Here is a 12,738-nt window from a genome sequence, read left to right as displayed (position 1 = left end):
CAGATGCACCGCCAGCTCAACGTGCGGTGAGGCGACGACTTCTCTGATAGCCTCCAGCAGGCCGTTCAGCCCCGCATGCTGTCCCAGAAGGGCGGCAAAGGTCGGAGAGCTAATGCTGCCCAGCGTCGCCAGCTGCCAGAAAATATAGGCCACCAGTGGGATAAAGCTGCCGATGATAAACACCCGCCGCAGCTTACGAATATCGCCGTTAAGGTAGCTGACGATGCTCGGCACGCTGCCGTGAAAACCAAAAGAGGTAAAGATAACCGGGATCGCCGAGAGCGCCAGCCCCTGCTGAAGCGGTAGGGTCAGCAGGTTTATCTGATGGATGTGCGGCAGCAGCAGGGCCAGCATAATGGCGAGAAAAATAATCTTGGCGCTGAATAAAAAGCGGTTGAAGAGATCGACCAGCGAGGTCCCGAGGCAAACCACCGCTCCGCCAATGCCGGTAAACAGCAGCACCCCGCCCGCCGGTGGAAGATCCCACTGCAGCCACTGGTTCAGGCTGGAGGCCAACAGCTCCCCCGCGCCGCTGATGTAGGCGGCGGTCAGGGCGTACATCAGGAACAGCATGCAAAAACCGGTGATCCACTGCCCGTAGCGCCCGAGGTAGCGGGCGGCAAGCGAGCCCAGCCCCATATCCGCCGGTACGTGCTGATAGACCTCCAGCAGCAGCAGCGCGGTATAGCACATCAAAGCCCACAGGGCGATCAGCAGCCCGAGCGTGACGCCGAAGCCGACCCCAGCGGATGCCAGAGGCATTGCCAGCATCCCTGCGCCAATAGTGGTCCCTGCCACGATTAAAATACTACCTAGAGTGCGGTTCTTCACGTTTCTCTCTATCCATGAAGGAATTAACAATAAAATATGTCGCGCAGAGTATGTGAAATCAGCAGATTCGTCAAATGAGGGTTACAGCTCTTGTCAGTAAAAGTTTACAGCCCGGTAGCCGCGCTAATGCTGCGCTGGCGCAAAGCCTGAAACCATAAGGTGGTTTATCGTGGCTGCTTTACAGGAGGAGTTATGCAATCTATTCACGGTCATGAAGTACTGCAGATGATGATCGCTTCGGGCGAAGCCTACAGCGTTGCCAGCCTGGAAGCGGCGATAGTCGCTCGCTTTGGCGACGAGGCCCGTTTTCACACCTGTTCGGCGGAAAACCTCACCGCCGGGGAGCTGGTGATATTTCTACAGAAGAAGGGCAAGTTTATTGCCGCAGACGCCGGGTTTAATACCAGCGAAAGTAAAATCTGTCAGCATTAGCGGGGCGACAATGCCGAAGCATCGTCGCCGGCATAATTATTTCTGCGTATCGAGCGTTGCCAGATCTTTATCAATAAAGTACAGACCTTCGCCGCTTTTACCGACGAGGGTCAGTTTATCAATAATGGATTTAAACAGTTTCTCTTCTTCGTGCTGCTCGGCAACATACCACTGCAGGAAATTAAAGGTCGGATAGTCCTGTGCAGACATCGCGGCGTGGGCCAGGGCGTTAATTTGCTGCGTAATCAGCTGCTCGTGTTCGTAGGTCACGCGGAACAGCTCATCCAGCGATGCGTACTCGGCAAACGGCGAGGCAATGGCGTTGATGCAAGGCAGGCTGCCGGTGTCGGTCAGGTAGTCGAACAGGCGCTGCATATGGGTCATCTCTTCCTGAGCGTGACGACGAAGAAACGCCGCCGCACCTTCGAAGCTATGGTAGCTGCACCAGGCGCTCATTTGCTGATAAAGCAAAGAGGAATAGAGTTCAAGGTTCATCTGCTCATTGAGCTTATCGATCATTTCTGTTTTCAGCATAGCGCGTGCTCCGAAAATATAGGTAATTAAGATTATTGTGCGCACACTATAATTTGTTATTTATTTATTTGCAAAAAGTAAATTAAAAACTTTATTTATTAAAAATGCAAATGGGAATAAAACGCATTGGCAATTTAATAATTAATGAGAATGGTTTTAATTGATATTTAATAAATAGCGCCGAGACGGCTCAATATGCGCAAGCGAATGACGAGCCGCTGAGGGCCTCGCGCGGGTTTTGCCGATCGGGGAGCGGCAGGGAGGCGGAGGCGCAAAGAGCGGGGGACGGGGTTGGAGGGCAAAAGTGTGAAGCGCTACGTAATTTATAAAACAACTTTTCATAAAATTTGAAAGTGTGTTTGTTAAGTAGTAATGTCATACCAACGTTAACGACCTATCGCGGAAGTACCCGCAAAGCATTCAGGAGAGTAAAGCATGAAAATTGCACTGATGATGGAAAACAGCCAGGCAAGCAAAAATGCCATCATCCTCAACGAGCTCAACGCCGTTGCCGACGAGAAAGGCTTCCCGGTTTACAACGTGGGTATGAGCGATGAGCACGATCATCACCTGACCTATATTCATCTGGGCATCATGGCCAGCATTCTGCTGAATTCCAAAGCGGTGGACTTCGTGGTCACCGGCTGCGGCACCGGCCAGGGCGCGCTGATGTCTTTGAATATTCATCCGGGCGTGGTGTGCGGCTACTGTATCGATCCTGCCGACGCTTTCCTGTTTGCCCAGATCAACAACGGCAACGCGCTCTCTCTGCCGTTTGCGAAAGGTTTCGGCTGGGGCGCAGAGCTGAACGTGCGCTTTATTTTCGAAAAAGCGTTCACCGGCCGTAACGGGGAAGGCTATCCGCCGGAGCGTAAAGAGCCGCAGGTGCGCAATGCCGGTATTCTGAATACGGTGAAAGCGGCGGTGGTGAAAGAGAATTACCTCGACACGCTGCGCGCTATCGACCCGGAACTGGTTAAAACCGCCGTCTCAGGTCCGCGCTTCCAGCAGTGCTTCTTCGAGAATTGCCAGGATAAAGAGATCGAAGCGTTCGTTCGCGACATCGTCGGTTAATCCTCGACAAGGCCAGCTACGGCTGGCCTTGCTTTCGCTTACGTTTTCTTGTTCGACACGCTGCTTCCGGCATCCGCCGTCAGCTTCAGACTATCCACCATTCCCACCAGGCAAATCAGCGCAATAAACACAAACGAGAGTCGAAAGCTGATGCCGGGCAGAGTCGACAGGCTTAGCCATTCGCTCAGCTTTTCCCCGATACGAATACCTATCGCGCCAAGCGTTATCCCTAAACCAACCGCCAGCTGCGACGCGGTGCTGAACAGAGTGTTGGCGTAGCTCATCTGCGGGGAGGGCACATCGGCAAAGGCCAGTGTGCTAATGCCGGTGAACTGAATCGAGCGGAAAACGCCGCCGAGGAACAGGATCAGCAGGATTAACCACGCCGGCGTTTGCGGAGTCAAAAATGCGCAGGCCAGCAGCGACAGAACGTTGAGCGCGCCGTTAATCAGCAGCAGGCGGCGAAAGCCGAGCCAGCGGATAAGCGGCGTGGTGGCGGGTTTAATCGTGAAGTTACCGACGAACACGGCGAGCACCAGCAGACCCGAGTGGAACGGATCCATGCCGAATCCCACCTGGAACAGCAGCGGCAGCAGGAAAGGCACGGCGCTGATGGAGGCGCGAAACAGCGAGCCGCCGTACATGGTGACCCTGAACGTGGGGACCTGCAGCGCATCGAGGCGCACCATGGGCCAGGCGGCGCGGCGGAAGTGGCGCAGCGAGAACAGCATGCAGCCGATCCCAAGCCCCAGCAGCGCCAGGGTTTGCCAGCCCTCGGGCCGGTTGTCGCCGAGGATCTCCATGGCGCTGACCAGGCTGACCATGGCAACCGAGGTGGCCAGGAAGCCGGGAAGGTCGAACGGGCGCCGCTCCTCCTCGCGAATATCGGGAATAATTCGCAGCGACAGCGCCATCGCCGCGAGACCCAGCGGGACGTTAATAAAGAAAATCCAGTGCCAGCTGGCGTAGCTGGTAATAAAGCCCCCCAGTGGCGGGCCAATAATCGGCGCCACCAGCGCCGGCCAGGTCAGCGTCGCAATGGCCTTAATCAGCTGGTGCTTGGGGGTGGTACGCAGCACCGCCAGCCGGCCGACCGGGACCATCAACGCGCCGCCCATTCCCTGCAGAATACGCATGGCGACGAAGGTATCGACGCTGGTGGAAAGGCCGCAAAACACCGAGGCAAGGGTAAAAATCGCCAGCGCGAGGGTGAAGACCCTGCGCGCGCCGAAGCGATCGGCTATCCAGCCGCTGGCCGGGATCAACACCGCCAGCGTAATCAGGTAGGCGCTGATCCCGATATTGAGATCCACCGCCGCCACGCCAAAATCTTTCGCCATGTCCGGTAGCGCGGTGGCGATCACCGTTCCGTCGAGAAACTCCATGAAAAAGGCCCCGGCGACCAGCAGCGCTGGCGCCGAGAACGCCCGGTCTTCCCGGGCGGAGATGTTTGTCGTCATTATGTTGTTGCCATAGCCTGCTGAGATCGTGAGCAGGAGAGGGGGAACGCTCCGGCTCCGCTCGTTTTTTGTTAAATTTAAAATTCAGTCTGCAATTATTTTTGTGATTTGGCGCACATTTAAATTGATTTTTGTGATGGCGGTCATATTATAGTCGAACGAGCATTAACACCTGCATAACAAAACCGGAGTGACGCCATGAAGCTGCGCAAGATTCTGAAAAGCATTTTTGACACCTACTGCAAGACCTTCAAAGATGTGCCGCCTGCCGGCATGTTCTGATAAAAAAACCTGCTGCGGCAGGTTTTTTTATCTCAGCAGATTTAGGGTACTATTACGCTCCTGCAAAAAGGAGCAAAAAATGTCTCAACACCTTACCGAACAAGACGAGCTGGTTTCCGACGTGGTTGCCTGTCAGCTGGTTATCAAACAGATCCTCGATGTCATTGACGTTATCGCCCCTGTAGAGGTCCGCGAAAAGATGGCGACTCAGCTTAAAGCGATTGATTTTTCAAGCCATCCTTCATCGTCCGACCCGGTTACGATGCGTGCGGTGCAAAAAGCGATCGCCCTGATTGAGCTGAAGTTCACCCCGCAAAGCGAAGCCCACTAATTGGTTTTACCCCGCCACGCGTGGCGGCGGGGTATCCATCAGGCCTGGTGGGAGACGGCGGAACGGGCCGGTGTAGCCTCTTCATCCCTAAACAGCTTGCTGTTACCCCAGCACTCTTCGTAGCGATGGCCGACGAGATCCTCAACGACGACCCGTACCTCCGGCGCGATATCGCCGATTTTGCCTCCCGCTTTGATCCGCGCAACCTCCTGTAAGACCACCAGATGGGCTTTACGATCCAGCTTCATCTGCTTGCTGAATACGATCGCGGCCAGAGCCAGCACCACCACTCCGCTACAGAACACCACGGCAATCGCCGTAACCGCGCTTTCCGGCTGGGTGTGCGCCTTCGACTGGAAGCCGTAGAAGCTGAGAATAGCCCCCATGGCGAAGACGATGATGGAGCGCAGTATTTTCCCGGAGAAGGTCATGGCGCCGGCATAAATTCCCTCGCGACGGCGGCCGGTGTAAATCTCATCGACATCGGCAAGGAAGGTATAAACGGTCCACGGAATGTAGTACACGCCGCCGGTTCCGAGGCCAAACAGGACGGTGATCCCGAACATCAGCACGGTAGCGAGGTGCGCCGGTAGATGGAAAAACCACAGCGAGGTGTAGAGCAGTACCGAGAAAATGACGATGCTCAGTGCGAGGATATAGGGCTTGCTGAAGCCTTTTTTCACGCACAGGCCGATGAACAGCGCGGTAGAGACCAGTTGCAGAATCGAGTTCAGGCTGTTCAGCCCGGCAACCATCGCCGGATCGTGCTGCAGAACGAAGATAACAAAATAGGTAAAGATGGAGGCGAACAGCCATTCCGCGCCAAAACCGCACAGGTACATGCCGAGATGCTTGCGGAAGACGCGTAAATAAAAAGTCGAACGCATATCTTTAGCCAGCAGCAGCAGCGTATTGAGCAGCCCTCTTTTCCCGCTGACGCTGCTCTCCTCTTCCCGCGGACGCTCCCAGCTGCAGTACCACAGGCAGGAGATAGCGACGATCAGAATGATGCCGTAGGTCAGGCCGGTCAGGAAGAACGGGGTGGCGGAATCCTTGCCGTACAGCAGGATGAACTGGCCCGGAATAAAGGCCGCGAGGAAGTTTGCCAGCTTGCCAAAAATGGCTTTATAACCGGTGAGCTTAGAACGTAATGAGAAATCGTCGGTCATTTCGGTGGCCAACGTTTCGTAAGGTACCATGATTGAGGTATAAATAATCTCGAAGATCACGTAGGTGCTGAGGTAGTACCAAAAGCCGAGGCCCTCTACCCACAGCAGCGGGTAAAACATCATCAGCGGAATGCCGATGAGCAAAAAGAAGCGCCGCCGGCCAAAGCGTTTGCCGAGCCGGGTTTTACCGAAGTTATCCGTAAGATAGCCCATTAACGGGTTACTAATGGCGTCGATAATGCTGGCGATCGAGAAAATTAACGAGGCCTCGATCAGCGTCAGCCCGCAAAATGTCGTATAAAAATAGAGTAACCAGGCGCCGCTGATTGCCAGCGCGCCGCTCCCCAGTAGATTGCCGCCGCCGTAGGCGAGCTGATGGCGTAACAAAATCGGTCTTCCCTGCAGCCCTTGCGAGGCTGAAGCCGCGTATCTTGCCATTAATATAAACCTCTTGTTTTAAATTTTTGAAACGGTGTTTTTATATTATTAACTCATGGCTTAAAAAGTGATCCCCGTCACTAATCATCGGTCAGGCGATTTAGCTGCGCAGTAATGCGATCGGCTTAAAAGTTTTTAATGCTTTTTAGGAATAACAAACGGCTGCGGAGCGCAAAAATGTCAGGGTTGGGGAGCGTGCGGACCATGCGGGAGGAGGCCTGAAGCGATGCCGAAGGCTGGCCGCTGGGCTCTCAGACGGGACTGGCAGGGCGATGGCGGAACGGAGCGGGAGGTGAATTATCGGGCACCTTTCATTAATAGCCTGAACGGTGCCCTGGAGCGGTGGTTCCCTTTGACTTTAGCCAGCCTGAAGGCGTTTGCCTAAGCCGGATTAATGGCGCTGCTGCGCCACCAGGTCCATCAGGCGGCGGTCGGTTTGCTGCAGACAGATGCCGGCTTTATCGGCGCTACGCACTTCGTCGAGAACGGTTTGCAGGAGAATGCCGTCCTGCTGCTGCTCTTTCTCTAAGAGGGTCAAAAAGCGCCAGGTGGAATCATCGCTTTGCGCTTTAGCTTCTTCTGCCAGACCGGCGAGCAGGCTGCTGCGCTGTTCATAGTCGGCAAGAGTCTGGGTAAACAGATCTTCGAGGGAGCTGCACTCCTGATGATAGGTACCTTCGGCCTTCACGATAGGCCACTCGCCGCCCTTTTTCATAAATTCGAATACCCGCATCATCAGCGTGACGCTGGACTGCGCCTGGGTGCGGAGAAACGTCGCGGTGCCGTTCAGGCGCTGCTGTGCGCACCACTCGCTCAGATGCAGATACGAGTTCGAGGCGCGGAACTCAAGATTCATCTGGTTATTCAGCTTTTGAGCCATTCCTGCAATTACCATAAAATATCCTTATTAATCTGGAAGGGGGTCTTCGCGAGTTAAGAGCTTTCGCCCCCAACAGCTTCATTACGAGACCTTCACACGAAACTTTACTGGCGGAATAATATAATTCCGCGCTCTCCATGAGTGGCCAGAAATGATATTTCCGATATCCACAAATATAGAATACTCTCAGAATTTACTTAAGAAAACTCTTAACCGGAAGGATTTACGTTTAGTTACACCATCCGCTGATAGCAGGCTATTGATTAGCATCTTCATTAAATTAATTTTCATTTAAGGTATTGATTAAATTTGATTTTAATCGGTTTATTCGTCAGTCTTATCAAACCCTTCAGTCATATTACGTAGTTGTATGATATTTACATGAGCAGCGCTTAATAAAAATAAACGTGTCGTATATTTAACAGCGTCATTTAATTGTCACGGAGCTGCTGGCGCAACATTGCGCTGGATCATTTTTTAATTTTTATTGCCGAATACCGTGAAATAATATTTCAAGGCGATGACGATTGTGTCAATAAATCGTGATGCCGTGCGTAGCGCCTGACCTTGCCGGGAAGAAGGGGCCGGGGGAGGGCAACCACTGGCGTCGATTGCGGGTCCGCATGCCGGGCGCGCTGCGCTAAATGCGTCACAGGGATAACTCTGCTGGTGATATGGATAATGCTGCTGGAGTCTGCGCTAATTGTCTGACAATTAGCGCTTTTTTTATGCCTTTTTTCGCTGAATTTATGCACTCAATTACTGTAATTCTGCGATGTGATAACGCTCTCGTATGGAGAATTGATTTCCGGCTATTACTATTTCAACAACGGCATCGTTGGATGAGATTTTTCTAATACCTTGTTTTAAGTCTGATAAAAATTTTTAGAACCGATATTTCCCTACATAAAAGCGAATTTAAGCTGGAGTTTACCATGCACAAATTTACTAAAGCGCTGGCGGCGATCGGTCTCGCTGCGGTTATGTCACAATCAGCTATGGCGGAAACGCTTAAGCTCGGTTTTCTGGTCAAGCAGCCGGAAGAGCCGTGGTTTCAAACTGAGTGGAAGTTTGCCGATAAGGCCGGCAAAGATTTAGGTTTTGAGGTGATTAAAATCGCCGTTCCGGACGGCGAAAAAACGCTTAACGCGATCGACAGCCTGGCCGCCAGCGGCGCGAAGGGGTTTGTTATTTGTACGCCAGATCCGAAGCTCGGGGCGGCGATTGTCGCCAAAGCTCGCGGCTATGACATGAAGGTCATCACCGTCGACGATCAGTTCGTTAACGCCAAAGGCAAACCGATGGAGAGCGTTCCGCTGGTGATGATGGCGGCCAGCGAGATTGGCGCTCGTCAGGGCCAGGAGCTCTATAAAGAGATGCAAAAACGCGGCTGGGACGTGAAGGATACCGGGGTGATGGCGATTACCGCCGATGAGCTCGATACCGCGCGTCGCCGCACCACCGGTTCGCTGGATGCCCTGAAAGCCGCCGGCTTCCCGGATAAACAGATCTACCGCGTGCCGACGAAATCCAACGATATCCCCGGCGCCTTCGATGCCGGCAACTCGATGCTGGTCCAGCACCCGCAGGTCAAACACTGGCTGATCGTCGGGATGAACGATAACACCGTCCTGGGCGGCGTTCGCGCCACCGAAGGGCAGGGCTTCAAGGCTCCGGACGTGATTGGTATCGGTATTAACGGCGTGGATGCGGTCAACGAGCTCTCCAAGGCGCAGGCCACCGGCTTCTACGGCTCCCTGCTGCCGAGCCCGGATATTCACGGCTACAAAACCAGCGAGATGCTCTACAACTGGGTAACCAAGGGCGCCGAACCGCCGAAATTCACGGCGGTCACCGATGTCGTGTTGATTACCCGCGATAACTTCAAAGAAGAGCTGGCGAAAAAAGGGCTGTAAGGCCTGCTAACCATGCCTCCCGCAGCGGCGGGAGGCTGAGCGCAGTAGAACGGAGTCGTTATGCAACAGTCTACCCCTTATCTCTCATTTCGCGGCATCACCATGACTTTCCCGGGCGTTAAAGCGCTGTCCGATATTAGCTTTGACTGCTATGCCGGCCAGGTTCACGCCCTGATGGGAGAAAACGGCGCCGGAAAATCCACGCTGCTGAAGATCCTCAGCGGCAACTATATACCAACCGCGGGCAGCCTGGAGGTTCGCGGCCAGCAGATGGCGTTTAGCAACACCACCGAGGCGCTTAACGCCGGGATCGCCATTATTTACCAGGAGCTGCACCTGATACCGGAAATGACCGTCGCGGAAAATATCTACCTCGGCCAGCTTCCGCATAAATACGGCATGGTGGACCGCAAGCTTCTTAACTACGAAGCGCGGCTGCAGCTGGAGCATCTGGGGCTGGATATCGATCCGCAAACGCCGCTGAAGTACCTCTCCATCGGCCAATGGCAAATGGTGGAGATCGCCAAGGCGCTGACGCGCAACGCCAAGGTTATCGCCTTTGACGAACCAACCAGCTCCCTTTCCGCCCGTGAAATCGACAACCTGTTCCGGGTTATTCGCGAGCTGCGTGAGGAGGGGCGGGTCATAATTTACGTTTCGCACCGCATGGAGGAGATCTTTGCCCTGAGCGACGCGATCACCGTCTTCAAGGACGGTCGCTATGTGCGCACCTTCGACGATATGCAGACGGTGAGCCACGATGCGCTGGTGCAGGCGATGGTGGGGCGCGATTTAGGAGACGTCTACGGCTGGAAGCCGCGCGAGTACGGCAGCGAGCGCCTGCGCCTGGAGCAGGTAAAAGCGCCGGGCGTAAGAACGCCGGTGAGCCTGGCGGTGCGCAGCGGAGAAATCGTCGGCCTCTTTGGCCTGGTGGGCGCCGGGCGCAGCGAGCTGATGAAGGGGCTGTTTGGCGGAACCCGCATCACCGGCGGCCAGGTCTACATCGACGGGGAAGCTATCGATATTCGTAAACCGGCGCAGGCCATTCAGGCCGGGATGATGCTGTGTCCGGAGGATCGTAAAGCCGAAGGCATCATTCCGGTGCACTCGGTGCGCGACAATATCAACATCAGCGCCCGGCGTAAGCATATTCACGCCGGCTGCCTGATTAACAACGGCTGGGAGGCGCAGAACGCCGACCGCCATATTCAGTCCCTTAATATTAAAACGCCGGGACCCGAGCAGCTGATTATGAACCTCTCCGGCGGTAATCAGCAGAAGGCGATTTTGGGGCGCTGGCTCTCCGAGGAGATGAAGGTGATCCTGCTCGACGAGCCGACTCGCGGTATCGATGTCGGCGCCAAGCATGAGATCTATAACGTCATCTACGCGCTGGCGGCATCCGGCGTGGCCGTCGTCTTTGCCTCCAGCGATTTACCCGAAGTGCTTGGCGTTGCGGACCGCATCGTCGTGATGCGCGAAGGGGAAGTGGCGGGTGAGCTGCTGCATGAAGATGCAAATGAACAGCAGGCGTTAAGCCTTGCGATGCCAAAAGTGAGCCAGGCGGTCGCCTGAGTAAAGGAGTCTATGATGTCCTCTGTTACCACCTCAAGTACCCGTCGATCCGCCTTCAGCTTTGCCCGTATCTGGGATCAGTTTGGAATGCTGGTCGTCTTTGCCGTGCTGTTTATCGGCTGCGTGATTTTTGTGCCGAACTTTGCCTCTTTCATCAATATGAAAGGCCTCGGGCTGGCGATTTCGATGTCCGGAATGGTGGCCTGCGGGATGCTGTTTTGCCTGGCATCCGGCGATTTCGATCTCTCGGTTGCGTCGGTTATCGCCTGCGCGGGCGTGACCACCGCGGTGGTTATCAACCTCACCGAAAGCATGTGGATTGGCATTGCCGCCGGCCTGCTGCTGGGGGCGTTAAGCGGTCTGGTCAACGGTTTTGTTATCGCCCGGCTGAAAATCAACGCCCTGATCACCACCCTTGCGACGATGCAGATTGTTCGCGGGCTGGCCTATATTATCTCCGATGGCAAAGCGGTGGGCATTGAAGATGAGCGCTTCTTCACCCTCGGCTACGCCAACTGGTTCGGCCTGCCGGCGCCGATTTGGCTGACCGTGGGCTGCCTGATAATCTTTGGTCTGCTGCTGAACAAAACCACCTTTGGTCGTAATACTCTGGCAATCGGCGGCAATGAAGAGGCGGCGCGTCTGGCAGGTGTGCCGGTCGTGCGCACCAAGATTATTATCTTCGTTATTTCCGGTCTGGTTTCTGCCGCGGCGGGGATTATTCTGGCATCGCGAATGACCAGCGGTCAGCCGATGACCTCGATTGGCTATGAGCTGATTGTGATCTCCGCCTGCGTGCTGGGCGGCGTGTCGCTAAAAGGGGGGATCGGCAAGATTTCGTACGTGATCGCCGGGATCCTGATCCTCGGTACCGTCGAGAATGCGATGAACCTGCTCAATATCTCGCCTTTCTCGCAGTACGTGGTGCGCGGCGTGATCCTGCTGGCGGCGGTTATATTCGATCGCTACAAGCAGAAGGCAAAGCGTAGCGTGTAAATACTCCAACCTTTCAGTTTAATCCTGGAATATCACCGGCGCCCGCTGCGCTGGTGATTACTATCAAAAATGGCGAGCTCCGTCACACTGTCTATACTTACATGGCTAACAATTCGTTAACAGCCAGCGAAACGCTGGTCATGTAAAGGAGGAGTTCAGGGTGGCTGACCAGATATCTGTACCGCCTGTACCAAGCGAAAATTGCGCATTTTTCTTTGACCTCGACGGTACTCTTGCCGATATCAAACCTCATCCCGATCAGGTTGTTATCCCGGTTAACGCGCTTCAGGCGCTGCGGCAGATCGTGCAGCAGCAGAGTGGGGCGGTGGCATTGATTTCAGGGCGCTCAATGGCCGAGCTTGATGAGCTTACCCGTCCTCACCGGCTGCCGCTGGCCGGCGTCCACGGAGCTGAACGCCGTGATATCAATGGGAATACGCATATCGTTTCCCTGCCGGATGCGCTGCAGAAGGAGCTTCACGGCCGGCTGGCGCTGGCGCTTGAGGCGCTGCCGGGCTGCGAGCTCGAGCATAAAGGGATGGCTTTTGCTCTGCACTACCGTCAGGCGCCGCGGCATCAAAGCGCGGTGCTGACGCTGGCCCAGGAGGTGGTGAAGAGCTATCCGCTGCTGGCGCTGCAGCTGGGCAAGTGCGTGGTCGAGATAAAGCCGCGTGGAGTAAACAAAGGCGAGGCGATCGCCGCCTTTATGCAGGAGGCGCCGTTCGCGGGGCGCAGGCCGGTATTTGTCGGTGACGACTTAACCGATGAAGCGGGTTTTGGCATCGTTAACCAGCTGGGCGGCGTTTCGGTAAAAGTCGGC

At 55.0% G+C, this 12,738-nt stretch carries 13 protein-coding genes; 8 read left to right on the top strand and 5 right to left on the bottom strand.

Translation table 11 applies throughout. From position 1 onward, the window contains the following. Positions 1-831 (bottom strand): tyrosine transporter TyrP (gene tyrP, locus PFH44_RS18955; RefSeq protein WP_283825812.1); only part of this gene is annotated, 831 nt, incomplete at its 3' end. A gap of 192 nt (positions 832-1,023) precedes the next feature. Here tyrP and PFH44_RS18950 point away from each other — a divergent pair. Beyond that, positions 1,024-1,263, top strand: a complete 240-nt coding sequence (locus PFH44_RS18950) for a YecH family metal-binding protein (protein WP_045859273.1) — start codon at positions 1,024-1,026, stop codon at positions 1,261-1,263. Positions 1,264-1,299: 36 nt separating this feature from the next. On the opposite strand, the gene ftnA is transcribed toward PFH44_RS18950, so the two are convergent. After that, positions 1,300-1,797 carry a non-heme ferritin gene (gene ftnA / locus PFH44_RS18945; RefSeq protein WP_283825811.1) on the bottom strand — a complete coding sequence of 166 codons (498 nt, stop codon included), beginning with the start codon at positions 1,795-1,797 and terminating at the stop codon, positions 1,300-1,302. A 435-nt stretch (positions 1,798-2,232) separates the two neighbouring features. On the opposite strand from ftnA, the gene PFH44_RS18940 reads away from it, so the two are divergent. Then, a complete protein-coding gene (locus tag PFH44_RS18940) occupies positions 2,233-2,871 on the top strand; it encodes an RpiB/LacA/LacB family sugar-phosphate isomerase (protein ID WP_283825810.1) in 639 nt (212 codons plus the stop codon). Positions 2,872-2,909: 38 nt separating this feature from the next. Here the strand turns inward: PFH44_RS18940 and PFH44_RS18935 are convergent, their stop codons facing one another. Continuing rightward, on the bottom strand, positions 2,910-4,331 hold the full coding sequence (locus PFH44_RS18935; protein ID WP_283825809.1) for an MFS transporter: 1,422 nt from the start codon (positions 4,329-4,331) through the stop codon (positions 2,910-2,912). A gap of 198 nt (positions 4,332-4,529) precedes the next feature. Here PFH44_RS18935 and azuC point away from each other — a divergent pair, with 198 nt between their 5' ends. Beyond that, positions 4,530-4,613 (top strand): stress response protein AzuC, encoded by an 84-nt coding sequence (azuC, locus tag PFH44_RS18930; protein ID WP_113771133.1) that lies wholly within the window; start codon positions 4,530-4,532, stop codon positions 4,611-4,613. Positions 4,614-4,692: 79 nt separating this feature from the next. After that, positions 4,693-4,944 carry a DUF2766 family protein gene (locus tag PFH44_RS18925; protein ID WP_041146262.1) on the top strand — a complete coding sequence of 84 codons (252 nt, stop codon included), beginning with the start codon at positions 4,693-4,695 and terminating at the stop codon, positions 4,942-4,944. Between the two features lie 38 nt (positions 4,945-4,982). On the opposite strand, the gene PFH44_RS18920 is transcribed toward PFH44_RS18925, so the two are convergent. Together PFH44_RS18920 and PFH44_RS18915 are read right to left on the bottom strand one after the other, a co-directional pair. After that, entirely contained in the window at positions 4,983-6,500 is a 1,518-nt protein-coding gene (locus PFH44_RS18920) for an MFS transporter (protein WP_283825813.1), read from the bottom strand. A gap of 442 nt (positions 6,501-6,942) precedes the next feature. Further along, positions 6,943-7,446 (bottom strand): non-heme ferritin-like protein, encoded by a 504-nt coding sequence (locus PFH44_RS18915; RefSeq protein ID WP_045859263.1) that lies wholly within the window; start codon positions 7,444-7,446, stop codon positions 6,943-6,945. Between the two features lie 920 nt (positions 7,447-8,366). Here PFH44_RS18915 and PFH44_RS18910 point away from each other — a divergent pair. The 4 genes from PFH44_RS18910 to otsB all read left to right on the top strand — a co-directional run. Continuing rightward, a complete protein-coding gene (locus PFH44_RS18910; protein ID WP_041146259.1) occupies positions 8,367-9,347 on the top strand; it encodes an arabinose ABC transporter substrate-binding protein in 981 nt (326 codons plus the stop codon). Between the two features lie 60 nt (positions 9,348-9,407). Beyond that, complete coding sequence (gene araG, locus PFH44_RS18905; protein WP_045859261.1) at positions 9,408-10,922, top strand: L-arabinose ABC transporter ATP-binding protein AraG; 1,515 nt, start codon at positions 9,408-9,410, stop codon at positions 10,920-10,922. 15 nt (positions 10,923-10,937) lie between these two features. Next, the gene (gene araH, locus PFH44_RS18900) at positions 10,938-11,918 is read left to right on the top strand and encodes an L-arabinose ABC transporter permease AraH (protein WP_045859259.1); all 981 of its coding nucleotides are present in this window, start codon (positions 10,938-10,940) and stop codon (positions 11,916-11,918) included. A gap of 160 nt (positions 11,919-12,078) precedes the next feature. After that, the coding region (gene otsB, locus PFH44_RS18895) for a trehalose-phosphatase (RefSeq protein WP_283825808.1) at positions 12,079-12,738 on the top strand (660 nt) is incomplete at its 3' end.

This window comes from Klebsiella sp. Ech2A (genome assembly GCF_030078455.1).
Classification (GTDB): Bacteria; Pseudomonadota; Gammaproteobacteria; order Enterobacterales; family Enterobacteriaceae; genus Klebsiella; species Klebsiella terrigena.
Note: the sequence above shows the minus strand (reverse complement) of the source record. Positions and strands in the feature narration are given on the sequence as shown.

Bases quoted from the DNA above. Each gene is read 5' to 3' on its own strand.
- PFH44_RS18915 (WP_045859263.1), bottom strand. From the start codon at position 7,446: ATGGTAATTGCAGGAATGGCTCAAAAGCTGAATAACCAGATGAATCTT.
- PFH44_RS18925 (WP_041146262.1), top strand. From the start codon at position 4,693: ATGTCTCAACACCTTACCGAACAAGACGAGCTGGTTTCCGACGTGGTT.
- PFH44_RS18935 (WP_283825809.1), bottom strand. From the start codon at position 4,331: ATGACGACAAACATCTCCGCCCGGGAAGACCGGGCGTTCTCGGCGCCA.
- PFH44_RS18950 (WP_045859273.1), top strand. From the start codon at position 1,024: ATGCAATCTATTCACGGTCATGAAGTACTGCAGATGATGATCGCTTCG.
- araG (WP_045859261.1), top strand. From the start codon at position 9,408: ATGCAACAGTCTACCCCTTATCTCTCATTTCGCGGCATCACCATGACT.
- araH (WP_045859259.1), top strand. From the start codon at position 10,938: ATGTCCTCTGTTACCACCTCAAGTACCCGTCGATCCGCCTTCAGCTTT.
- PFH44_RS18910 (WP_041146259.1), top strand. From the start codon at position 8,367: ATGCACAAATTTACTAAAGCGCTGGCGGCGATCGGTCTCGCTGCGGTT.
- PFH44_RS18940 (WP_283825810.1), top strand. From the start codon at position 2,233: ATGAAAATTGCACTGATGATGGAAAACAGCCAGGCAAGCAAAAATGCC.
- azuC (WP_113771133.1), top strand. From the start codon at position 4,530: ATGAAGCTGCGCAAGATTCTGAAAAGCATTTTTGACACCTACTGCAAG.
- ftnA (WP_283825811.1), bottom strand. From the start codon at position 1,797: ATGCTGAAAACAGAAATGATCGATAAGCTCAATGAGCAGATGAACCTT.